This is a genomic window from uncultured Formosa sp. (assembly GCF_947500765.1).
GTDB lineage: Bacteria > Bacteroidota > Bacteroidia > Flavobacteriales > Flavobacteriaceae > Formosa.
Genome location: NZ_CANMTH010000009.1, coordinates 13,749 through 39,419, shown reverse-complemented (window position 1 = coordinate 39,419; position 25,671 = coordinate 13,749). Strand labels below are relative to the sequence as shown.

The 25,671-nt window shown below is 34.1% G+C and carries 16 protein-coding genes; 4 read left to right on the top strand and 12 right to left on the bottom strand.

Annotated elements, in window-relative coordinates:
- The first annotated feature begins 99 nt into the window (after positions 1-99).
- The 3 genes from Q1B05_RS14725 to Q1B05_RS14715 all read left to right on the top strand — a co-directional run bounded on the left by Q1B05_RS14725 (position 100) and on the right by Q1B05_RS14715 (position 8,077).
- Positions 100-2,238 carry a catalase gene (locus Q1B05_RS14725; RefSeq protein WP_299781718.1) on the top strand — a complete coding sequence of 713 codons (2,139 nt, stop codon included), beginning with the start codon at positions 100-102 and terminating at the stop codon, positions 2,236-2,238.
- Between the two features lie 824 nt (positions 2,239-3,062).
- Positions 3,063-6,278 carry a TonB-dependent receptor gene (locus tag Q1B05_RS14720; protein WP_299781717.1) on the top strand — a complete coding sequence of 1,072 codons (3,216 nt, stop codon included), beginning with the start codon at positions 3,063-3,065 and terminating at the stop codon, positions 6,276-6,278.
- Between the two features lie 44 nt (positions 6,279-6,322).
- Positions 6,323-8,077 carry a RagB/SusD family nutrient uptake outer membrane protein gene (locus tag Q1B05_RS14715; protein ID WP_299781716.1) on the top strand — a complete coding sequence of 585 codons (1,755 nt, stop codon included), beginning with the start codon at positions 6,323-6,325 and terminating at the stop codon, positions 8,075-8,077.
- 291 nt (positions 8,078-8,368) lie between these two features.
- Here the strand turns inward: Q1B05_RS14715 and Q1B05_RS14710 are convergent, their stop codons facing one another.
- From Q1B05_RS14710 to Q1B05_RS14700, 3 genes are all read right to left on the bottom strand, one after another.
- Complete coding sequence (locus Q1B05_RS14710; RefSeq protein WP_299781715.1) at positions 8,369-9,907, bottom strand: DUF1214 domain-containing protein; 1,539 nt, start codon at positions 9,905-9,907, stop codon at positions 8,369-8,371.
- A 17-nt stretch (positions 9,908-9,924) separates the two neighbouring features.
- Positions 9,925-11,349, bottom strand: coding sequence for a DUF1254 domain-containing protein (locus tag Q1B05_RS14705; RefSeq protein WP_299781714.1), 1,425 nt, complete (start codon positions 11,347-11,349; stop codon positions 9,925-9,927).
- 1,083 nt (positions 11,350-12,432) lie between these two features.
- Positions 12,433-13,728 carry a ferric reductase-like transmembrane domain-containing protein gene (locus Q1B05_RS14700; RefSeq protein WP_299781713.1) on the bottom strand — a complete coding sequence of 432 codons (1,296 nt, stop codon included), beginning with the start codon at positions 13,726-13,728 and terminating at the stop codon, positions 12,433-12,435.
- Between the two features lie 461 nt (positions 13,729-14,189).
- Between Q1B05_RS14700 and Q1B05_RS14695 the strand changes: the two genes are divergently transcribed.
- Positions 14,190-15,335 (top strand): N(5)-(carboxyethyl)ornithine synthase, encoded by a 1,146-nt coding sequence (locus Q1B05_RS14695; protein ID WP_299781712.1) that lies wholly within the window; start codon positions 14,190-14,192, stop codon positions 15,333-15,335.
- A gap of 243 nt (positions 15,336-15,578) precedes the next feature.
- On the opposite strand, the gene Q1B05_RS14690 is transcribed toward Q1B05_RS14695, so the two are convergent.
- The 9 genes from Q1B05_RS14690 to Q1B05_RS14655 all read right to left on the bottom strand — a co-directional run bounded on the left by Q1B05_RS14690 (position 15,579) and on the right by Q1B05_RS14655 (position 25,669).
- Positions 15,579-16,478 carry a hypothetical protein gene (locus Q1B05_RS14690; RefSeq protein WP_299781711.1) on the bottom strand — a complete coding sequence of 300 codons (900 nt, stop codon included), beginning with the start codon at positions 16,476-16,478 and terminating at the stop codon, positions 15,579-15,581.
- 18 nt (positions 16,479-16,496) lie between these two features.
- On the bottom strand, positions 16,497-17,015 hold the full coding sequence (locus Q1B05_RS14685) for a hypothetical protein (RefSeq protein ID WP_299781710.1): 519 nt from the start codon (positions 17,013-17,015) through the stop codon (positions 16,497-16,499).
- A gap of 12 nt (positions 17,016-17,027) precedes the next feature.
- Positions 17,028-18,248 carry a hypothetical protein gene (locus tag Q1B05_RS14680; protein WP_299781709.1) on the bottom strand — a complete coding sequence of 407 codons (1,221 nt, stop codon included), beginning with the start codon at positions 18,246-18,248 and terminating at the stop codon, positions 17,028-17,030.
- Positions 18,249-18,437: 189 nt separating this feature from the next.
- A complete protein-coding gene (locus tag Q1B05_RS14675) occupies positions 18,438-18,911 on the bottom strand; it encodes a hypothetical protein (protein WP_299781708.1) in 474 nt (157 codons plus the stop codon).
- 22 nt (positions 18,912-18,933) lie between these two features.
- Positions 18,934-20,214, bottom strand: a complete 1,281-nt coding sequence (locus Q1B05_RS14670; RefSeq protein WP_299781707.1) for an OmpA family protein — start codon at positions 20,212-20,214, stop codon at positions 18,934-18,936.
- An 88-nt stretch (positions 20,215-20,302) separates the two neighbouring features.
- Entirely contained in the window at positions 20,303-20,629 is a 327-nt protein-coding gene (locus Q1B05_RS18740) for a LytTR family DNA-binding domain-containing protein (protein ID WP_366944395.1), read from the bottom strand.
- A 111-nt stretch (positions 20,630-20,740) separates the two neighbouring features.
- The gene (locus Q1B05_RS14665; RefSeq protein WP_299781706.1) at positions 20,741-21,490 is read right to left on the bottom strand and encodes a LytTR family DNA-binding domain-containing protein; all 750 of its coding nucleotides are present in this window, start codon (positions 21,488-21,490) and stop codon (positions 20,741-20,743) included.
- Positions 21,483-23,498 (bottom strand): histidine kinase, encoded by a 2,016-nt coding sequence (locus Q1B05_RS14660; protein ID WP_299781705.1) that lies wholly within the window; start codon positions 23,496-23,498, stop codon positions 21,483-21,485. Before Q1B05_RS14660 ends, Q1B05_RS14665 begins: the two co-directional genes overlap by 8 nt.
- A 623-nt stretch (positions 23,499-24,121) precedes the next feature.
- Positions 24,122-25,669, bottom strand: coding sequence for an amidase (locus Q1B05_RS14655; RefSeq protein ID WP_299781704.1), 1,548 nt, complete (start codon positions 25,667-25,669; stop codon positions 24,122-24,124).
- Positions 25,670-25,671: the final 2 nt, after the last annotated feature.

The window sequence follows — 25,671 nt, the reverse complement described above, 5'->3', positions numbered from 1 at the left end:
TTAATGAATCGTGTTCATTTATCTCGCTGTAAATTAAGACTTTCGGATGTGTTTTAAACACAAAAACTTATCTGTAGAACGCTATAAAAACGTAAACTCATGGCAGAGCATAAAAATCAGAAATCAGATTCAAAAAAAATAGAAGACTTAAAAGCAGCCTATAAGGATGCAGAAGGACAAACCCTGACCACCAAACAAGGTTTAAAAGTGAACGACACCAACAACTCTTTAAAATCTGGAGAACGGGGCGCAACATTGTTAGAAGACTTTCTACTTCGAGAAAAAATTACCAGTTTCGATCATGAACGTATTCCTGAGCGTATTGTACATGCACGAGGAAGCGGTGCACATGGTGTTTTTGAATTATATGAAAGTATAGAAGCGTATAGTAAAGCAGGAATTTTTACAGATACGTCTAGAAAAACACCTGTTTTTGCACGCTTTTCAACGGTGGCAGGTTCTAAGGGTTCGACAGATTTAGCGCGAGATGTGCGCGGATTTGCGGTTAAATTTTATACTGAAGAAGGGACTTGGGATTTGGTAGGAAATAATATGCCTATCTTTTTTATTCAAGATGCGATGAAATTTCCTGATTTAATTCATTCGGTGAAACCAGAACCGCATAAAGACATTCCGCAAGCAGCCTCAGCGCATGATACGTTTTACGATTTTATTTCACACTCTACAGAAACACTACACAATCAGATTTGGGTGATGAGCGATCGTGCCATTCCGCGTAGTTTACGTATGATGGAAGGTTTTGGTATTCATACATTTCGATTAATTAATAAAGCAGGGAAATCACACTTTGTGAAATTTCACTGGAAACCAAAATTAGGGGTGCATTCTGTAACTTGGGATGAAGCCGTTAAAATTAGTGGTCCAGATTCCGATTTCCATCGTCGCGATTTATGGGATGCGATCGAGTCAGGGCAATACCCAGAATGGGAATTAGGACTTCAAATTGTACCTGAAGAAGATGAACACAAATTCGATTTCGATTTGTTAGATCCTACCAAATTGATTCCGGAAGAAATGGTTCCAGTAAAAATTATTGGGAAAATGACCTTAAACCGAAATCCAGAAAACTTCTTTGCAGAAACTGAACAAGTCGCCTTTTTACCAGGACACATTGTGCCTGGAATAGATTTTACAAACGATCCGTTATTGCAAGGCCGTTTGTTTTCGTACAGAGATACGCAGTTATCGCGTTTAGGTGGTCCGAATTTTCATCAAATTCCAATTAACAGACCTATTGGAGAGACACATAATAACCAAAGAGACGGGCATATGCAAACCGAAATTCCGAAAGGACAAACGGCATATTTCCCAAATAGTCTTGGTGGAGGCTGTCCGCATCTTGCAAAAATGGCTGAAGGCGGATTTAAACATCACGAAGAACGTATTGATGCTAAAAAAATACGTACACGTAGTGCAAGTTTTAGCGATCATTTTTCACAACCAGCATTATTCTATCGCAGTCTATCCGATTGGGAAAAACAGCATGTTACCGAAGCTTATACTTTTGAATTAGGAAAATGTATGCATCAGCATATACAAGAGCGTATGCTTTGGGTGGTGTCTCAAATCGATGAAGACTTAGCGGCTAATGTGGCTAAAGGTTTAGGACTTAAAGTTCCGAAGCAAATAGCGCAACCTGTTAATCAGGCCATAGGTGCAGATGCCGATGTCGAAAAATTCCAACCCGGAAAAAAGAAGATATATTTAGATGAGGCGCCAACGTTAAGTCAGGCGAATACACGTTTTGATAGCATTGCTACCCGACACATTGCTGTATTAGCAGCCGACGGCTTTTCTATGCAAGATTTCGAGAATAAAACATCAGCATTAAAAGCTAAAGGTGCTGTTATTAAAATTATTGCACCACATGGCGGAACCATAACGTGTTCTGAAGGCATGGCACATAAAGTAGATGCTGCTATAAGCACTACAGAAAGTGTGCTTTATGATGCAGTCTATATTCCAGGTGGAAAACAATCGGTTACATCACTTTTAGAGACCAAGAAATACATCAAGTTTATAAATGAAGCGTTTAAGCATTGTAAAGCCATAGCAGCAGACCATGAAGGAGAAGATTTGATAAATGCTAGTTATATCTCTGATTATAAATCTGATGAAGCGGTGTTGTTAAATGCAGACTCTAAAGCGCTTATATCGGTGATTTCTAAACACCGAAATTGGAAGCGATTAGAGGTCGTAGATAGTATACCTGTATAATATAACTAATTATATACATTCATAGATTTAGATCTGGCCATAGGCATATAGGTAAGGGGAATTGTATCTTTACTATATGCCTAAATGTGTTACGGTTGTAAGTTTATGAATGTTTTTTTGTGTCTTGATTGGTATCAGTGCATTTCAGTTGTCTTTTTTAAAACATTTTTTCTACATCTTATAATTAGCTGTCTGTCTATTTTTTATGCTACAACCCCCTTCAAATTTGTAACTCCCCATACACGCGTATTACAATTTATAAGCATTAGAATTTAGTCTGCTTCAGTATTTTTTGGTCTTTCTATGTCTATACTTAGACTGTTATTTTATTTCATTCCACATCCATTTTACTATCATTTATCTCACAACCGCAGTTGTTTCGGTTTTTTGTTTATGCAGAGGTTGTTGCTGGTGTTTCGTTTGAGTATTTCTATGGGTATACTGTTTGTAGGAATTATTGATATTGCTGTTATTATTAGGTTTGATTACGTTTTTGTATAAAAAACCGTTAAAGTGTCGTGTGTTTTTGAGATATGTTGAATATATGAGGGTTTGCAAGGGAAATGGATTATAATTTATAAGCATAGCATCATAATTTAGCATGTTTTGAGGTTATAAATTATATAATTGTTAAACAATAAACGCTTTGTTTGTTCATGTGTAGGGCAAATGGCGTATTTTCTGACAAATTACTAATTTAAAACCTTTTTTATGACCAAAACCAAACCAAACCAACTCACCGTTTTACAACGATTTTTCTACCTCTTGTAAAACAGCTTATCAAGTAAACCAATATGAATACTATTTTAAAACATAATTAATTTATGAACCAACACATTACACTAAGGACTTATTTAATACAGCCACAATTAGCGATGGTTTTATTATTTGGATTGATTATTAGTAGCACCTATGCTGCTACACGGCCTTATGAAGACACAGCCCCTTTAATAGTACAACAACAAGAGTTAACTATACAAGGTCAGGTGACTTCTCTGGATGATGGTATGCCATTACCGGGGGTAAACATTTTATTAAAAGGCGTTTCTGGCACTGGTACGGTAACCGATTTTGATGGGAATTATACTTTAAAAATTCCGAATGCAGAAGCCGTATTATTATTTAGTTATATGGGATATCGCACCAAAGCAGTCGCTGTCTCTGGGCAAACCCGATTAGATGTTGCATTAGAAGCCGATTTAAGTGAATTGGATGAGGTTATTGTTGTAGGATATGGAACCACTAAGAAGGAATCTTTAACAGGCTCTATAGACCAGGTGACTTCTGAAGTTTTTGAAGACCGTGCCGTATCTAATGTCGCCTTGTCTTTACAGGGGGAAACGCCCGGTTTAACCATTTCTAGATCGTCGTCTAGACCAGGTAACGAGGATATTAATTTAACCATTAGGGGAGCCACTTCTGTGAATGGAGGAAGCCCATTAATAGTTATGGACGGTGCACCTGTATTTGATGATAATGAATTCTTTCAGATGAATCCAGACGACATCGAATCTATAAGTGTGTTAAAAGATGGAGCCGCATCTATTTACGGATCTCGGGCCGCAAATGGTGTGATTTTGGTGACTACTAAAAAAGGTAAAGGCCAAATGAAGGTTGAATTTAGTTCTATGCTTAGAGTGAATGTACTTGGGAAACGACCACCGATGACAACTTACCAAGAATATGGACAACTGTGGTTAGATGCTGCCGAACAAGATACGACACCAAATTATTGGAATTGGGGGAAAGAAACCATAGAAGGCTTTGCTGCAGGTAAAGAAGGTTGGTTTCAAACCGTACCAGCTACTTGGGGATATGATGGATTGGTGTATATGGGAAATGCAGATCGTTATGAAGAATTATTTGGAAGTAATACGGGAAATCAGCAAAATTTAAGTTTATCGGGAAGTACAGAGCAAGCCAGATATAGATTGTCTTTTGGATTATCTGAATCTCAAGGTGCCTTAAAAACAGCTTACGACGGTATTAAACAATATTCTGTAAGGTTAAACACCGATTTTAATATTACAGAAAAATTAAATTTAGCAGCGAATGTATCTTTGCAAAAAAACGTCACCTCTAGTCCGTCGACATCGTTTGGACGTTCATTGATTACTCAGGATATGCCTGTTTTTCCAGCCAAAAATGAATTGGGTCAATGGTATGCTAATTTTGGTGTAGGTAATAATAACTCTATTGCAGGAACCACAGATGGTGGTCGAGACGAGAAAGACGAAATTATTGGGAGACTGACATTAAACCTGAATTACGATATAGGTAGAGGGTTTAGCGCAAATGCAAGTGCCACCTATAATAATGTTAATGAAAGACAAGATATAACCACTTTAAATGTGCCTTTGTATAATTGGAATGGAGAATATGCGAATTCAATAAACTCTAATCCGAATATAGAATCTATAGCAACCACAGCAACATATCAGACCTATGGAGGGTTTTTAAACTATGAAAAAAGTTTAGGCGACCATAACTTTAAAGGGATGGCAGGTATTACTGCCGAAAAGTATTTTTATAAAGCCCTTACAGGAATAAAATATGGCCTTGTAGATGAAGGTGTGTACGATATTAATGTTGGTACTGGTGTACAAGAAAGTGAAGGAGGGCAGACTCAATATGGTTTATACTCTTATTTAACAAGACTAAATTACGACTATAAAGGGACGTATTTATTAGAATTAGTAGGCCGACGAGATGGATCTTCGCGATTTGCTGAAGGATTTAAATTTAATAATTACGGAAATGTTTCTGTAGGTTGGAATGTACATAAAGAAGCCTTTTTAGAAAACGTTGAAGCTTTAAGTAATTTAAAACTTAGGGGAAGTTATGGTACCAGTGGTAATCAGGTAGGTATTGGTCCTTATGATTATGTATCGACCATAGGATTTGGTACAGACCTTTTTGGAACCGGAGGTACTTTAAGTCCGACAGCTTATATTGATGGGTTAACCACTACAACTCGTACTTGGGAAGAAGTTGTGATGAAAAACGTAGGATTAGATTTAGGCTTCTTTAATAACAAACTATCTGCATCTGTCGATTTATATGAAAAAGTAAATAATGGGATGCTTGTAAATGTTACCTATCCTGAAGTTTTAGGCGCAACAGCCCCGAAAACCAATAGCGGAACCTTAGAAACCACAGGTTGGGAAGCGGCAATAAATTGGAAAGACACTAAAGGAGATTTCTCTTACAACGTTGGTTTTAATATGAGTGATACCAATAATACGTTAGTTAATTTAGAAGGCGGAAATTCTATACAAGCCGGAATCCGATCTACCGTAGAAGGGTATGCTTTAGATTCTTATTTTGTTTGGGAAACAGATGGTGTATTTCAATCTCAAACAGAAGTAGATGCCTACAATGCGCAATATTCTGGTACAGGATCTGAAGTGCCTTTAGGATCGTCTGCTTTACGTGTTGGAGATGTTAAAAAAGTTGATTTAGATGGTAATGGTGTGATTAACGACCAGAATGCCGATGCCGAAAAAGGACAAGGCGATGTAAAATATATAGGAGATGCACAGTCGCACTATGTATTTGGAATAAACTTAGGCGCTAAATATAAAGGTTTTGATTTTACAGCGCTTTTTCAAGGACAGTTAGAACAAAATGTAATTAGAGGAGAAGTTAATGCTTATCCGTTTGGTGTGCCATGGTCTAACCAGACCACTGCTTATAATGGTAAAATGTGGACACCAGAACAGACCACTGCAGCTTACCCTAGGTTAACGTCTCAAAGAAATCTTGCCACTTGGAACTGGGCGAATAATGACTTCTTTGTTCAGAACAATAAATACATACGTTTAAAAACTCTTGTTATTGGATATACGTTACCCAAAGAAGTGTTAGACAAGATAAAAATGGACAAAATACGCTTGTATGTTTCTGGGAATGATCTTTTTGAATTTACCTCTTTGGTTGATGGTTTTGATCCGGAATCCGGAAATACCTTAGCGACGAATGATCGCTCTATTTATCCATTTCAACGCACTTTTGCAATAGGTATAAATGTAACATTTTAAGGACTATGAACGCGCTAACATTTAATAACGAAAAACATATACAGATGAAAAAAATAATAATCTTATTCTCAGCCGTATGCGTATTGCTAAGCTGTGAGGATAAATTTCTGGACTTGGATGATCTGGATAGTATAACCGAGCAGGTTTATTTTGATGAACCTCAGAATTTTGTAGATGCTGCTAGTAATTTATACAGAGGATTACATTCGCCACAAGCCACTAGTGGAGATGGTTTTGATATGATAACCGATTACGGGACAGAGTTGAGTGGATATTTTCAAGACTATGGGCAAGGGCTTAATGCCGCTTCAGACACCGATTTGTATTGGGATAATGGATATTCTTATATTAGAACCATAAACGTGTTACTAGAAAAGGCCGATGAGTATGTTGAATATGGTTATGGCGATTTATCTGATATACGTGTGCCTGTTGCAGAAGCTTATTTTTTTAGAGCCTACCAACACTTTAGATTATTAAAACGTTTTGGAGGCGTACCTATAATAACTGAAGTTACCAATGTAGATTCAGAGATTTTATATGCACCACGAAACAGCAGATATGAAGTGGTACAACAAATTATTGCCGATTTAGATTTAGCGATTGCCGGTTTACCAGAAACAGCTACAGGCGAAGATCTTGGTAAAATAAGTAGTACCGCAGCTATGGCTTATAAAGCCCGTGTACTTTTATTTGAAGGCACTTGGGAAAAATATGTAGGTACTGTAACCGATTTTGAAGGCTCTGGATCTGGAAGCCAATCGGTAGCCTATATCGCCGAAGCCGTTACTTTAGCAAAAGCCGTAATGGACAAAGGACAATACCAAATTTGGAATAAAAATGACGACCCTAATATGGATAATAATTCTTATAAATGGTTGTTTACTTTAGAAGGATCCGATTCAAATCCTGGAGGTTACACTAAAGCCTCTAATAGTGAGTTTATTATTCAAAGTATTTTTGATTATGATTCTGGAAATAGAATTGGTGGGCAATTCACACAAATTAATTTAGGAAGAAATGCACCTACTCAGATAGCATTAGACATGTACTCTTCTTTAGATGGGTTACCTATAGCTAAATCTCCTCTGTTTCAGGGCTATGCCACACAGTCGGATCAATTTATAAATAGAGACCGAAGAATGTGGGGTAATTTTGGAGAAAGTGTTATAGAGAATGGATCTCGCCCTATACCGGTTATTTCGAGTGTTAATAATTCTAATTTAAGTAATTGGAAATTTACCTCATGGAATAACTATAGAACGGTAGGAACAGAAGCTTTTAACTATCCGCATTTGCGTTATGCAGAAGTTTTATTGACGTATGCAGAAGCTTTGTATGAACGAGACGGATCAATCTCTGATGCCGATTTAGACATCTCTGTAAATATAATAAGAGATAGAGCTGGTATTGCTCCGTTAACCAATGCATTGGTAGCGAGTAACGACTTAGATATGTTAGATGAGATACGACGCGAGCGTACCGTAGAATTGTATATGGAAGATAATAACCATTGGAATGATATAAGACGCTGGGATATTGCTGTAGATTTACTTAATACAGATTTAGTTGGTTATGTGATTGAAGGCACAGCATATGAAACCGATGAAACGCTTTTTGATCCAGATACAGCCATTTATGGTTATGTAGAAAATTATCCGTCTGGAGTAGGTCCGGTGAAAGCTTTAATTATAGACCCTGTAGGGAATAGACCCTACAATCATAAAAATTATTTATGGCCACTACCCATTAATGAAACGGTAATTAACACTAATCTGGTACAAAACCCAGGGTGGTAATTTATAAAAAGAGATTGTAATTTGTTTTATGACTAGTGATTAAACCTGAACACGCGTTAAGCTGTTCAGGTTTTTTTTATTTAAGATTAGACTAGGAGTGAGGGGGGAAGTAAAACCGCGATTTGCAGTGCTGTTGCGTTGATTATTACGTATTAGAGACTGCTAAAAACGATTAGTTTAAGTTGTTTATACAGACTTTAAGCCCTTTAAAACACTGATAAGCGTTATTGTATTGTAAATAAAAAAAACCGTCTTAAAAGACGGTTTTTTATGGTTTTGTTTTTTAGGCTATTACTCTAGTAATTCAAAATCTCCAGGCTTCCAGGTTTTATCAAAAAGCGCTTGTTGGGTCCCGTAAGTTCTGATTAGAGGAAACCAACCTTCACCCACGTTGGTTTGTAACCAATTGTTTTCTTTACCTTCAGGAGCTTTGGGGCCAATGTAGAGGTTTACACTACCGTCGGCATTAATTACTAGATTATTATCTCTTGAATCGATACTCGTTGCTCTTAGTTTATTTGTTGCATTTTTGTTGTCTATAAAACAACGGGTATTTTCGCTATATATCGTTAATGCCCAAAAATTAGAAGCAGGCACGCCAGCCGGTAAATGGATTGCATAAGTTTTTGAACCCAGTAAAACGTTACCATTTTTATCTTCTTTAGTTGTTAAATAGCTGGTGGTTCCTGGTCCAGGGGTATTAGATTTCATGCCAGCAGTAACGGTTACAGCTTCGTAATAATACTGATTACTTTCATCTAAAAAGTAGTTTGTATTACTGGTTTTTGTTAAGGGGAAATTTGATAATAACCTGTACCACTTGCTATTTTTGTAATAGACCTGGTCTTTGCGCGGTTTCATTTGGTTAGATCTACACATGAGTTCGCCTAAATTGGCACCTTCGGTTAGAATGGTTTTTAGTTGTTCTGACGGATTAAAAGGTTTGCCGTTTTCGATGCCGAGATATTTTAAGTAGGTGTAAAAAATCTTATCTTCTTCTTTTTGTGGTTCATTTTGAATAAACTGATGAACTAATTCAAAGTATTTTAGCCCCCTAAAAGGAGTGCCCTGAAAACGTTTATTAGTCTTCGAAATAAATTTTGCAGGTTTTAGCGTTTCTCCATATTTACCAATTAGAAACGTTTCTTTCATTGTTTTAATTTCGGCCTTATCCGTAGATAGAAACCGTGTACCAATCATTATTTTATTGGTTGTACAGTGAATCACAAAGTATCCTTTGGTATTTAGTTTTGAAGTATCATATCCGTTTGGAATGATGAGGTATTTCCCCCCTTTTCCTTTATCGGCGCCCATTAATCCTAAATCGCCTAAAGCAAGCTGATAAAAGTCTATAATACCACCGGCAGAAGCACCAGCAGGATAATCTATAACCAAAGGTCCCGTTTTGGATAGGTCTGCCCAACTTATTACATAGGGTGTTGTTGCGTTAGCAGTAAGGATCCCTACTTTTTCATTGAATGAGCTATATTCTACAAAATCCATATAAGCTCCGCCATATATTTCTGAATGTGCATTGTACCACATTTGAAACGTGGTTACCGGAAGCGCCCATTGATACACTTCGATAGCCCGTTGTAGATTTAATTGATTATTTAGGTTTTGAATAGATGTTTCTGTTAGGTAACTTTCTTTTAGTTGAATATTACCAAAATTGGTTTTAATTAATTCATCGCCTTGTAATGTTGCTTCAGTGAGTGAAATCGTTTCTGTAGTATTTTGAACGATAGCTTTAGGCTGTGGTTGATTGCAAGCAGCGATTACTCCCATAATTACAAGTAGTAGCGGTGCTTTAAGTTTAATGCGTTTCATATTTAATCGTTATGTTTTTAATTTTTAACACGGTTTAAAGCAGGGCGTTTCCAACTACCATCTAAAGCGGCTTCTTTAGCCCAGTATAATCTCATAATCGTTACAAACGGTCCTTTTGGAGCTGGTAACCAATTGGCTTCTTTACTTTTTCCAGGAGATTCATTTTGAATATATAACGTAATCCCTCCATCTTTATCTTTTACAAAATGGGGTAACATGGGTGAATTTAATACATACCGATTGATGGGATTTTCTACCAATAAACTTTCAGGTAATTTATACATGGTTAGTGACCAAAAAGCATTTACCGGAGGTAATTGGTCTTTGGCAAAATGTAAGGTGTATTTGTTTGTTGTTGCATTTAATGCGTTGCCTTCAGCATCTACTCCATAAAACGGATACATGGCTTCTTCTTTTGAATTGCCATAAATACCAAGCACAGCAGCAGCCATTCTTTTTACATAATCGTTTTTTAAATATGCTCGGGTTCCGAATAGATCTCCTGATGTGATTTCCCCACTATCAATTTTCTTTTTTATTTCGGCAAAGTCGACCGTCCAGGCTTCTTTAATACCTTTCTCCATGGCTTTTTGTACTTCGGGAGCTAGTTTTTGCACATTAAAATCTAAGCCAGCACCAATTCCTATCTTCTTAAAACGTTGTATAAGCGTTTTTTCGGTTGGGTTTGTTGGGCTATACTGCATTGCAAAATTCATGATGCGGAAGAAGTCTAATGACGATTTTTGTGCTTCTGGGAGTAGTGGTTTTATAAAATTTATTTTTGGAATAGTTGTAGGGGATGGCGTATTTAAAAACGATGATAGAGGTTCCATTTTATAGGCTGCCTGAATGTTCTTGACCTTGTTTATATCGGCAGGGTTAAAAAGTTGAGTTCTATAAACGGCAGAGATCAGGTTGGTTTCAGATTTTACGACTTTATTTATTCCGTCAGGAATTTCTCCATTCCAATTGGGACCAGCGATAAGGTAACTTCCTGCTTTGTTGCCAGAAGTACGTGTGCCTAAATAGTCGAAATTAAAGGTATACGCATCAATAAACTGTACGCTGTAGTAACGATTTGCCTCGATTTCGGGGAATGTGAGTACAATAGGTTCTGCACGTAAATCTAATCCTGACCAAGAGTAGGGGGTATCTGAATTTGGGGTTTGTACCGCAATATCTTTAGGGGTGAATACGCGTGCTATATTACCTAAATGATTCCATGGTGCCTTAAATTCTGTACTTGTACTGTCTTCATAATAATCGTATTGAATACGGTAATTATCGACCATTGGAAATCCGTAGATGTAGGCTTCTTTGGTTATGGCCGTTATAGAGTCTAATGACAGCACAGGAGCGTTTTCGGTTTCTTTTTTTGCTTTGTTTTGATTACAGGAAAACGCAATCAATACGACTAATACTATGGTATACGCTTTTTTCATAATTTCATTATTTGGTTTTATGTCTTGGTTTGAAATATGTTTGCCGATTAAAAAGGATTCTTCTATTTAATTATGTATTAGAGTATTTTCTTAAATCTTTTTAAAGAGATTAGCTATTTTCTGATATCTAGTAGATTTATGTGCTATAAAGCACTGTGATAGCCCTTATTATTCAGGTGTTACCCGTGTTTAATTGTAGCGCAATAAAAATTGCTAGCTCCAGAAGTACAATGTCTTTACAGCATTTTTTTTGGGCGTGTAGGGTATGACCGTTTTTTTAAGCCGTTTATGGTTGGTTGATGGTTTGTTTGCATGAAGAATACAGTTTGGTTATTAATTAGTAGCGTGGTTACGTCACTAATTTAGCAAATAAAAACCGAATAAAAAAGATTTGATACTGTTTGTAAGTTATCTGTAATCAGTGAGTTAATGGTAGGTGCTGTTTGTGTGTATTTACGTTGAGGTAAGTGCCTTTTAGACGGTTTAAATTATTTGAGTTTTAGAGATCATGACTAACCTTTTGCATATGTGCTGCAAAGAATAGCAACGCCTTTGTTTAAGATAAAAAGCCATTATGTATTGTTGCTTTTGTAATAGTGTATGGTATTATTTCATTCCGTTTTTCTATGTCCGATTCTGCTGAAATACAGTAATTGTAATAGCAAACCACTTTTTAGAATGTACTTATTTATATTTTGATTTGAAAATTCTATGGGTTCAAATATTCCGATTATAAATCATATAATGGTGATTATAAAAAGTCCAATCCAAAATTTATTTCTCATATTATCAAACTGAATTTTCTTCATGTCTCTGTCTTTTTATTCAATCTAGACTCTCGTTCCTTTCTATCTTTTTTTGCTGTGGGGGCTTTTGCTATACTCATTCCTTTTTTGTTACTTAGGAATATTCTGCTACATTCACCGTAAACACCCTATTTTGCCCAAAGTATTTTCTTTATCAAGCCATTTAACTAATTTGTCTGTATTTTTAAATTTAGCGGTAACACCAACACTTGTAAATCTGCGAAGATTCACTGAAGTAGGTAAGAACAAGCTTTTACGTACAGCTATTGTTTGTAAGCTATATAAAATCGAAATCCTCGTAGATTATATTTTCTTTAGGAACCTGAAGGGTTTTAAACTCTTTTAGAAGCGATGTTCTCATGCTTTTTGGACCACAAATACATATGGTTTTATCTTTTGGTTCTTTAATATCACTGCCTTTTATATGTCCCGTACTAGTTGAACAGTGTACATTAAGATGAAAATTAGGCATTATTGTTTCTAATTTTTCGAATTCGTGTGTATAAAAGGCCTCTGATTTATTATGGACACAATAGTAAAAATCGACTTCCAGTTCAGGCATATTATTACGCATTAAATCTCTGCACCAACTCATAAAAGGTGCAATTCCAACACCTCCGGCAATCCATATTTGTTTCTTTTTACCTAATTTATAATCAAAACAGCCATAAGGGCCTTCAACAAGAGCCGTTGTATTTAGTGTTAATTTTTTATGAAGGGTATTGGTATAGTCTCCTAAGGATTTTACAAGTATACTAATTTCGTCTTTTAAAGGCGCATCGCAGATGGTAAAAGGGTGTGATTCCATGCTAAGATCTTTGTTTACAAATTGAAAGAAACAAAATTGTCCGGGTACATAATTGAAATGGGTTGACTTGTTAATTAAGGTGATTTCCATAACCTCTGCATTCAACTTATTAATCGCTAATACTTCGAAAGGATGTTTTTTTGCGGTCCATTTATAAAATATGGATTTGTACATAAAAGCTATGAGTGCTAGTGTAGTAATTAAAATGAAGTAGAAGGCTAGGTATTTATTGTTTTGATAAAAATTATTAATACCAAAGACATGAATACTACCTAAGATAAAACATAGCCCCATAAATTTGTGTGAGATTTTCCACTTATCATAAGGTAATTTTATAACTAGGGTAAAAAGTAATAAAACGATTAATCCTATTAATGCCCAGCTACCTATGTTTATTTCCATTTTTCTATGTATGGGCAGTATATACCAGAATATTTTTTCTATGTTATCGGGAATCCATCGTAGTGATAATACTATGGGATGGGCTAAAATCATAAAAAAGGCTATTTTACCTATGGTACTATGTTTTTGATAGAGTTTATCTAGTCCGCCAAAATATGTTTCGATGACTTTAATTCGTGTAGTTAACACAAAAGATATGGCGAATAAGGAGAACCCGATGATAGCCAATAACTGACTACCATAGACAAAAAAGGGTGAGGCATCGTGTTTTATCGTTGTATTAGGGAATGTTAATAGCCAAAGACTCGTAGGTATAATAATGGCCAGAACAATGAATATAACATATCTGTTTTTTGTTTTCATAATCATTATGTGTTTTTTTTAAGTATCTAAGTTTAAATAAAACACAGCAATGTGGTGTGCCTTTTTTAATTCGAGATATTTAAATACGGCATTGCGAATTATAAATGTACAATGGGGATATGAGTTGAACTATGACTTTAAACACATTTGTCTTTTTTTTGTAAAAAGTTTAGAATCACCTTTTTAATAGCGGAACGTGTAGGCGGTTGTTTTTAATTTTTTATTATCCTTATAACTGTTCATTAAAAGGTATCTTTGACTAGGTATTGTCTATTATATTAATTATCACTTCGCAGCACTTCAGCGAAATTTAGAGGCTTTGAACTTTAACCTTTATTTTGATTAATGAAACCTAGTAACCAAATTAATGACTGATTACTAATGGTTAACTATCTAATAGTAAATTTAATCTTACGCCTTGCTTATGTCATTACTCTGCAATCCGTTTTAATTTAAAACATATGGCTTTATTAAAAATGGGAGTTATTGGAACTTCTAAAAAAGAAGACGAATTGCGTGTGCCTATTCATCCAGAACACTTGTTAAGACTTCCAGAACATATTAGAAAACAACTTATTTTTGAGAAAGGCTATGGAGCGCCTTTTAATGTTAAAGATGATGAATTAGGAGCCTTAACCGGCGGAATAGCCACACGAGAAGCGCTATTAGCAGATATTGGTTCTGTAATTATTACTAAGCCAATTTTATCTGATTTTGAACATTTAAAAGACGGTGGTACTTTATGGGGATATGCACATTGTGCACAACAACCCCAAATTACACAGGCAGCCATAACCAAAAGATTAACCTTAATTGCTTTTGAAGATATGTATGTATGGACACCTAACGGACAGATGGGTAGACATACATTTTATAAGAACAATGAAATGGCAGGTTATAGTGCGGTTATACATGCGCTTCAATTAAAGGGCATAGATGGTCATTATGGCAATCAGCGCAAGGTTATTATTTTTAGTTTTGGAGCGGTAAGTAGAGGCGCTATTTACGCTTTGAAAGCTCATGGTTTTAGAGATATTACAATTTGTATTCAGCGTCCAGATCATGAGGTAAGAGAAGAAGTTTTAGATGTACATTATACGAGACTTAGAAAGGGAAACGATAATGAGCCACGATTGATTGTTGTTGAGCACGACGGTACTGAACTCCCGTTATTAGATTTAATACATGAATCTGAAATTATTATAAATGGAACCTATCAGGATACAGACGATCCTATTGATTATGTGAAAGCAGACGAGAAATTAATGCTTAAACCAGGCACATTAATTATAGATGTGAGTTGCGATGAAGGTATGGGGTTTTATTTTGCAAAACCTACCACGTTTAAAAATCCGCTTATAGCTATTGATGGTATAGACTACTATGCTGTAGACCATACTCCTAGTTATTATTGGGAAAGTGCTTCTAGGTCTATTTCAGCAGCACTGCTTGTTCATTTACCATCTGTAATTTCTGGTCGCGAACATTGGAATGAAAACAACACCATTAAAAATGCAATAAATGTAGATAAAGGTGTTATTGTAAAAGATACCATTTTAAGATTCCAAAACCGTGAGCAGCATTATCCACATCGTGTGAAAGCATAACATAAGACACTATGTATACCACTTAAGCATATTATGATTAGCAATTATACCATATAAAGGATGTCTTGATATTTGTAAATTAAGGAATTAGAACGCAGTAATTTTTTGTTTAAGTGTTGTGTATTAATGAAAATTAATAGGTTTTAACCACCGCATTTTATAGGTGTTGGAATACATGAAAAAACCGAATGTACGTTTATAACACGTTAACATTCGGTTTTTGAAGTATAGATTAATAGCAACTTATTCTCTCATTTTTATCATGTTCTGAATTATATTGTATGTTTCGTGTAGTTCTTCTTCACTCATTTTTTGCATTTCTTCATCGTTTGCTGTGGCATGTTGTTTCCAATCTTCGTAAGACATGTTTTTAATTTTATCCATGTCTTTTTGAATATCTTCGTAATCGGCACTAAAATCTTCGGAGTCAAATTCTATTCCGCCAAGCCTATTGTCTTGCTCTACAATAGGAAAGTTAGGTAGTTTAAAGTTGCTGTCTGGAACAGGTATATCGAATTGTACTGTTGTCGCTTCTGTGGTGGTTGTAATTCCCATTAAAGTTCCAACCGCTTTTAACGTTACTCCTTTATAAATCCATTGTTTAACACCCATGGTTTCCCAAATTTCGCAATCGTAGCCTTTGTATGTTTCTGTGCCTGTTTGCTGTCCACCAATAGCCTTGAATATGTTTTTTCCAGCTTCGCCAGCATCTTTATTGGGTTGAAATTGCTTGGTTAATTCCATAGCCATATTTTTATGTTTGTAGATTTTTTTCTGTTTAAAGTCTACACTATAACTATCGCTATTCTCTAGTTTATTGATGGTGTGCGAACTGGTTGTATTGGTTGATTTATTTCCAAATATATTAGCAACGGTAGTTTGAGACGATTCTTCTTCTACCAATTCAATAGCACCATAAGCTTTAAAATATTTACGTTCTGTACCGCTACCTGTAATTTTACTCCCCATTACGTTTCCAGAAATGGTAGTTTTATATTTAATACTACCAGATTTCACTTTATAGCGTTTTAGTTGGGTGTCTTGTGTTTCTGTTTTTGTAGACACATCTGTAAGCATGGTTTTTTTATTTTCTTTGCAACTCACTAGAAGTAGTACAAAGATTATTATATTGAGAATTTTCATTTTATTAAGATTTATAAACTATAATGGGTTTGCTGTAACTTCTAATTCTGCTGTAACTTCAATATTAAAGTCCATGTCTGTTTCCATAGCAGAGCTTTGTCCTATAATACCAACGGTAGTACTAATGTTCTTTTTTAAAATATTGGCCATGGTGTTTAGTTTACTGATATCTGTAATTTCGAAAACGGTACCTGCATTATAGGCTTCTTTTACAAAAAATTCTTCTGTGGTTAGCGTTATCGTATCTGCATAAAAATCGACATCGATATAACCTTCAGGATCTCCGGAAAAACTGATGATTTTGTACGTTAATTTTTTAATTTTTACGTTTTCAATTTTATTTAAATAATCATGTGTGTCTTTGTTGTCTAAACTTAAAACAACGCTCTCGTCTATCGTTTCTTGATATTTGTCTACATGTGCCACAATGGTAGCTTTTACAGTTGTGTTAAAATCTACATCTAATAGATCTTTATCGCAGGAAGTAAATACGAGACATATAAGTAATGCCGATAACATTTTTATAGTAGTTTTCATGATAGTATGTGTTTAATTGTTATTGATTATTTCTTGTAACTCATAGATATAATAATGGCCAAAATTTGTATCAGGATCTTCTTCAATAATTTTGGCATAAACCCCGAGTTTATCATTAATCATCCATAATTTTTGTTTTACATCACCATTAAGCGCTTCTACAATTGTGCAATTAAATGTGCCTGCAGGAGTAGTTATGGTGTTTTCACCTTGTATTCTAAATGTAGCATCTTCTAAGGGGTATAATTTATTGTAATCATTAAACGAATTGATCGGAAATTGGGCGTTTTCTGGTACGTTATAGCTGTCAAAACCAATAAATACATTGTCTATATAATATGCTTCTTCGTTCATACTTGCTTCTACATTTGCCGTAAGTGTTTTGTTTTCAAAAGCAGTTGTGCTTGGTATTAAGCTAGAATAGGTATATATTAATTGTTTTACATTTAATATCCCTAGTTTCATGTCGTTCCAATTCTTCCATGGTAATTTATTTTCATCCTCTTCATATTTAAAATCCCCATTTTCATTAAAAAAATCGTCTTGAGAGAATGCCAAATGTTCTATGGTATTGGTTTGATTTTTTTCTTTTGTAAACTCGTATGTGATGCCCTTATTTTCTAATGACATTTGATTTTCAGAACGATGAATAATGTTGTTTAAACCTTTGAATTGCTCCATAGATAAACCAATTAAGATTACGGTTTTATCTTTTTTATTAAAGATCCATGTGCCTTTTGATTTGGATTGCGAACCATAATCTTTAGTGATTAAAACAAAATTGTCTGGAGATGTGAATGTTAACAGATGAACGGTATCTGGGTTTTCTTCGTTATTTAATCGCCAAGACCCCATTAAGCCAGCGTTCGCATTTTCTTTAGAGACTTGATTGAAATTGATCTTGTTGTAAAATACTTTAGCCCCATCTTTTAAAACAACTAATGCGGTGTCTGACAGTTTAAGAATTTTATTTTCGCCATTAAAATCTTTATCCAATTCAGATTTGGTTACAATAGAATGGTTCTCCTTATTATATTCCCAGATTCCTGCTTCTATTCCCATAATAATCATTTTTCCATCTTGACTATAATTTATAGTTTGATAGGGATTAATGATTCGATCTTTAACTTCAACTTTTGTGATGAGCCAATTTCCTGTTATTTTTTCTTTTTGGGCATGAGATTGACTAACACCTAGTATAAATACGGTAAAAAAAAGGATTATATTTTTCATGATTACAGACTAAATAAATGATTAATGTTGACTACTTAAAAGCAGTTTTTGTGTACTTAAAATAGCAGGAGTACAAGCTTATTGTTGATTAATAGCATTATATATTTTTAAGTCTGCACTCCTGCATCCCCCTAAATTTGTGTTACTAATTACCCTTATAAAAAGAACGTATTCTTTATTATTGAGGGCTTAGTTTATAACTTCCCAGGCTTCCGATTCTACATAGCCCGTTATGGTATAAGATTGTAAATTAGGCCAGTCTGTGCATGTTCCGTCAAATGATATTTTACTAGCTGAGGTGCGTGTAAATGTTCCTGATCTTGTGTCGTATATATTTTGCTCTGTTAATATATTTACTCCAGGGTCACCATCATAAACCATATTAGCAACATCACCAATTGTTGTAGGGAAACCGGACACTACAATTACTGCTTCAGTATCTGTACCCATAGTAATGGTATTTACATAGTTGCCTTGGTCGTCTTTAATTAGCCCCACTTCAGCATGTGTTCCTTCTAAGAAAAGCACTCCATCTAAGTAAATTTTATAAGTTCCCGTTAGGGTTTCTGATTTAGAGGATGAGTCGTCATCACTACTACAAGCGGTGAATGTTAGACAACAAAGACTAACTAAAAGGGCGATTAATGTTATTGATTTTTTCATAATTTGTTTTTTATTGATTAGTTTAAAATTTCACGAATTCTACGCGTCGGTTATTTGCTTTTCCTTCAGGTGTGGTGTTGTTGTCTATTGGTTTACTTTCTCCAAAGCCGTTAGCTTTAAGTCGGTTTTTAGCAATTCCCATTGCTATTAATTTATCCATAACTGCTTTTCCTCTAGCTTTAGATAAGGTCATGTTTGTGTCATCTCCACCATCAGCATCTGTATGTCCTTCTACACTAAAGTTTAGCTCTGGTTGTTTTTGCATGAGTTGGAAAATTTTGTTAATAGGCCCCATACTTTCTGGTTTTAATGTTGCTTTGTTAACATCGAATTTGATTCCGTTAACAATTATTTTTCCTTCAGAAAGTACACGGTCGTAATATTTTACACCTCCTTTAGCAATACGTACATTTTTGATATACATATTGTCATTACCTGCTTCAATAGTAATTCCAGAAGGATTAATTTCTAAATGGGGCACATTTATTAAACGTGTATCGTTAAAATAGGCTTTGTATTTTCCTTTGGTATATGCCATAGAGATATGTTTCCACGATCCTACCTTCTCATTAGACCATCCTATTTTTTCAGTCCCTGGATAATCTTTGCTAGAAGACGCAAAACTTAAACTATGAGGCATTACAACCAATCGTTCTGTCTTTTGACTATTGTTTTTTTTGTCACATAAATAAATCCATAATCTATTAGCAGTGGTATACCCTTTTGCAAACCATACATCCAATTCTACAGTAAAAACATCGGGTAAATAATCTTCATTAGAATTTTTAAGGTAGGGTATAATGTAAGATTGGTGACTAAGAAACATAATCACATTTTCGCCATCAACATTCCCAATTTCAGCATTACCTTTATATAAATCCCAACGGCTAGGAAACTCCCCGTTTTCTTCATTGGTGCTTGGTCCATCTTCAAAAATTACGGTGTCTCCTGGGACAAAATCAAACTTATTCCAAATGACGTTTGGTTGTTGTTTTGAATTGGATTCTGTTTTGTTTTCAATAGTCTTTTTATCGGAATTATTCTTAACTATTATAGTTTCTGTATCTGTTTTACCTTTGCCATCAATGGCATCTTCAACACCATCAAATTCTTTATCAATTTTATTATTGATTCTTTTTTCAGATCTTTTTTCGGCTTCACGCTCTATTTTGTCTTCAGCTTTTTTAACTAATTTTTTTAAAAATTGGGCGTTTGTTTGTTGCGGAATAACTAGAAGCATTCCCATTACCAATACGATTTTAAACAGATTACTGTGTCTTAAATTTAGATGTTGAGTTTTCATGAGTTTCTGTTTTGTTTATATAAAATTAGACAAGTTAACTTGTTGTTTTATAGTAGATTTGATAGTGGTGTCGTTGGTCTTGAATTCGCTACTTTTTTAGCAGTATTTGCAAAATTTCTTTTCTTTTTCGTATTGAGATTGGGATAAGCGATTTATCGGATAATACAATGGAATAGCCATTTGTTTTGCTAATTTGGACGATATGTATAGGGTTTACTAAGTAGGATTGGTGTGGTCTGATAAAAGCCGATTTGTACAATTGTTTTTCTATCTCTTTTATGCTACGAGATATTTTAATGGGCAGATGATTTGTTAAATAAAAAGTAGTATAGCTGTTTTTACTTTTGCAGTACAGTATATGTTCAAGATGAACGATATGAATAACATCAATGGTATTTAATGTGATTTGTTGCATAGCAGTTATCTACTTTTACTTAAAGATAACAGTGCTATATGTTAGGTATACCGGTAAACTTGAATTCGTAGAATTTAAGTTTGAATTTGTAAGATAAGAACGCGTTTTTAATTAAAGGCTATCGAGTAAGTCTACCAAATTTTTCATTTGACGCGTAGACACTGGGATTTCCTTTTTGTTTTTCATGATGATAAAACCATGATCGGTTTTATCTACTTTTTTTATGTGATTTAAGTTTACTAAATACGACTGATGCGGTCTGAAAAAACCATATTCGCTAAGTAAAGCTTCGTAATCTTTAAGACTTTTAGAGACTAGAATTTTTTCGTTTCCTTCAAAATAAAATGTGGTATAACTATTATCGCTTTTACAGAAATGAATATCACAAATATCAATAACATGCATTGCGTTTGATGTGCGTAACACTAACTTTTTACTTTGCATTTCTTTTTTAAACGAATCGATTAAAACGTTAACTTGTGGTTGAGTGTTTTCTTTACGTTTAATAAGTTGAATGGCACGCTGTATGGCTTGTTGGAATTCGGTTTCGTTAACGGGCTTTAAAATATAGTCTATGGCACTAAATTTTATTGCTTTTATAGCAAAAGCATCGAATCCAGTAATAAAAACCACTTTAAAATTGTAGGCAGGTAATTTTTGCAAAAGCTGAAAGCCTGTACCATCTGATAATTCGATATCTAGTAATACCAAATCAGGATCTTGTTTATTGATTAATTCAATTCCTGTTTTTATAGAATTTGCTGTGCCAACAAGTTTAACATCAGGAAAATATTCTGATAGTAATTGACTATTTACTTGCAACATTGCAGCTTCGTCGTCTATTATAAGGGCTCTAATCATTGTTTAGTATCGGTATGCTTATAGTAATTCTAACTCCGGATTGTTTTGGATATTTGTCTTTCAAATTTAATATTTCGAACTTAAAATCTGTTTTGTATTTCTGTTGGATTAGTTTTCGTCTTTTCTCGAAAATTGACATCGCCATGGATTTATGACTGTTTTGCTTGTCTGTTTTGTTTGTTAATCCTTCACCATTGTCTTCAATAACAAACTCTATCCAGTGTATTTTATCTGTAATAGAGATTTTTAAAAGTCCTCCTTTATTAACATTTTTAAAACCATGTTTAATTGAATTTTCAATAAAAGGTTGAATAAGCATGGGAGGGATTTGAATAAAATCTACTTCTAAATCATTGTCATATTCAATGGTATAGTCGAATTTATTTTGCTTGCGCATTTTTTCAAGTTCGATATAATTCTTGATCATATTCATTTCATCTGCTAACGAAATGGTTTCTGCGGTAGAATTATTTAATGTTGCTCGGGTTAAAGTTGCAAATTGCGATAAGAAATTAGATGCTTTTCGAGTATCGTTTTGCATCATAAAATTTTGAATAGACCCCAATACATTGAACATAAAGTGAGGATTCATTTGCGTTCGCAAAACTTGTTGTTGTAAATCGTTTTGCTTTAAAATCGCTTGTTTTTTTCTAATATTTAATATGTATAAAATAAGAAATATAGAAATAGTTAAAAAAGAAACAATAGCAATACCAGCATTAATTCGCTGATTTTTTAATTTGTTTTCTGTTGTAAGTATTTCTATTTGTTGTTCTTTTTTCTCGGTTTCGTATTTTGTTTCTAGTTCTTCAAACGATTCTCTGATATGTTGGTCTCGTAACAGTGTTTCTGTACTTCGTAAGGAGTCGTTCCAAAAAAACGCCTTTTCATAATTTTTTAAATTATAATTTAACTGATACAACAGTTCTAGGGTTTTCAGTTTTTCGGTCGAGTAGTAGTTAATCTCTTCTTTTTGAATATTTTCGTTAACTAAAGACAATCCTTTTTTGTATTGTTCTGTTAAGTTGTAAAGTTCGGCTTTGAAGTTTTTATTAAAAATAGATTCATACGGATTCTCTCCAAAATACTGTTCAGCCTCTGTAGATAATTCTAAGGCTTTACTGAAATTATTTAGTTGTTTGTATACGCCTGCGCTATTGGTTAATGCGGTATTAATTCCTTGTTTGTAATTTGCTTTTTTACTCAAAACCATTAGCGTATCGTAATACATTAAAGCTTGCTCCAGTTTTTCTTTTCTAACAGCTAAGCCCCCTAAACTGTTGTAAATTTTTGCTATATCGCTTATGGAAGCACAGTCTTTAACATCTTTCATTTTATATGCTTTTCGCACATATTCTTCCCATTTTACTACATTATCATTTTCTCTAAAAATATTACCCATGGCAATATAGTGGTAGCATATTCTTTCAAGATTGTGTGTTGTTTCTTTTACTTTTAGAGCGTAAAGTCCGTATTTAGTTGCCTTTTCGTAATCGCCAATGTAGTTGTAATTACTGGCAAGGTTCATGCTTATTTTTGCAGTTTCTCCACTATTAGCTGTTTTTTTAGAAGCTTTTAAAGCTAATAGATATATTTTGTTTGATGCTGTAAAATCTCCAATAGAAACATAAGTATTTCCAGTATAATTTGCTATAGTAGCCAGTTTTTCATTATTGTTACTGCTTTGTGCAATTTCAAGCGCTTTTTCAAATTGTATGATAGCTTTTTTTGAGTTCCCTGATGCCTTTAAATGTTTTCCATATTCAAAATAGGCTTCAGTCAATTTTATGTTATCATTTTCTGCATCAGCTATTTTTTGATTAAAATTTATTTTTATAGAATCTTGGGGTTTGTTTGTATTATTACCGGCTATGTGTGTGGCGCATTGAGAAATATATGGTAGTAAACTTAATAAGCAAGTAATACATAGTTGTTTAAAACTGTAAGGCGGTAATTTTTGTATACATTGAAAACTAGAACCATCAGTTGATTCAATATTAAAAACCATTAAATTCGGATTTTGAGGTTTAATAAATTCATGTTTATATTCACTTTGCTTACGTTCTCTATATTGGGACGTTTACGGATGTTAATTGGTTGTAATATTCTGTATAACAGGCTTTTTATGTGTGAAAATTGCTTTGGTTTCTGTTCAGAATGGTTATTTTATAAGACCTGTTTAGTTTTAAAAATAGGGTTACAGCTTATTATTGATAAAAGCTGGTAATTGATATCTTATATTGGTATTTTATAACCTAAAGATAAATGTAATTTTATTTGGATGTACAATTTAATTGCATTTTTTGCTGCTATTTTGGCGCGTGCCACGTCTGTAAAGGTTTGATAGAGATAGAGTTCATCTTTTTTAGAGGACATTTGCACGTATTGTAATGGTATTTTAGTAGTGAAGTTTTAATTTTGTTGTATTAAGGTCTATATTTCTTTAAGGTTTAACGTGCTATTTTTTCGAATTTAGCCTCACTGTTGTACAAACATTGCGTTTATACATAGGATTATTAAATTATTTTATAAAAGAACGGTAGGAGGTCTTTAGGTATTAAATTTTGTTTTATTGTTTTAATTTATAGATGCTACAGTTAAATTGTGATGTGTTGTTTTGGGAGTTGTAAATTATTTGTACGACATTTTTGGCCATTGGTCTTTCCATGGTTTTGTTTCCTCTAATTGATACGCAAGTTGGTATAACAATTCATCTTTACCATTTGGTGCTTGAAACATGGAACCTAACGGAAGATTATCTATGCTAGATAAAGGGACAGCTATGGCAGGATGACCACAGATATTAGCAAAACAGGTGAGGCTAAGTGTTTGACCAACAATAAATTGTTTTTCTGTAAACGAATCTGTAGTAGGGTTTAGAAAGGTAATAGGTTGTGTTTTTATAGGACAAACTGCAGAAAAAAGTATATCATTTTCTTGAAACATAGATTCAAAAATAGTCGGTATATATTTTTTAATATAGTTGGTGGCGTTTTCTAACTCTGATACATTAAAATTTTTAGCAAAAATAGCTTCTGTTTTTAGAAAATGAGTAAGCTCTTTAATATCTTCTATTTTAGAATACGCACTGTTATTTGCGATAATATTATTAACCATAGGCACAAATTTAGTCAAGAAGAACACATTAAATTGGTTGTAAAAATCATCTCCGTTTAATGGTATTTCAATCTCTTGTACTTGATGACCTAAGCGAGTAAGAAGCTTTGCAATCTCATCTTGTTTGGTAACGATGTCAGGATTTACTTCATACCCCTTTAAGCCCGAGCGTATATAACCTATTTTTAAAGGTTTGAGAGGTTCGTTTTTCAAAGACGCATTCATTGTAGTAAACGGGGTGTTTTCTCTTTTTTGAGTGGCTATAAACAATTGCTCGCTATCACGTACACTTCTGCTTATTCCACAATTGGTTTTTAAAAAATCGTCGGTACCACCTTTTTCACCAGAAGCTAATCGACCTCTTGTTGCTTTAAAACCAAACACACCACAAGCGTTTGGTGGAATACGATTAGAACCCGCACCATCTGTACCATGTGCTAGTGGTACAATTCCGACTGCAACAGCTGCAGAACTACCTCCGCTAGATCCAAACACTGTTTTTGTAACATCCCATGGGTTTAATGTTTTTCCATACAGTTCGTTCCAAGTATTTGAATTTGAAGCAAATTCAGGTACATTGGTTCTGCCTAGAATAGTAAGTCCCGATTTTTCAAGTTCAATTATATAGGGCACAGATTCTAGTGGAATATTATGTTCTAATAATTTTGAACCATCTGTACGTATTACACCACCAATATCGATCATATCCTTTATTAATACAGGTACACCAGCGAAAATAGAATTGGAGCTGGTGGTTAGAACAGTTTCTCTTGCTTTTTCGTATAATTTAATGTTAACCGCATTAATTTTATGATTAAAATATTCTATTCTCTTTATAATGACTTCTAATAATTCGGAAGATGAAATTTGTTTAGTCTTTATTAATTGAGACAAGCCTATGGCATCATATTGCATATATTCATCAAATAGTTCAGGTATTAACTGCGGAATTTTTTTTTTACTATTTTGGCAAGAGGTTAATATACTAGGTAAAACACTTCCAGCAAAGGCGGTATACAAGACACTACTGCTGCTTTTTTTAACAAAATCTCTACGTTTCATAT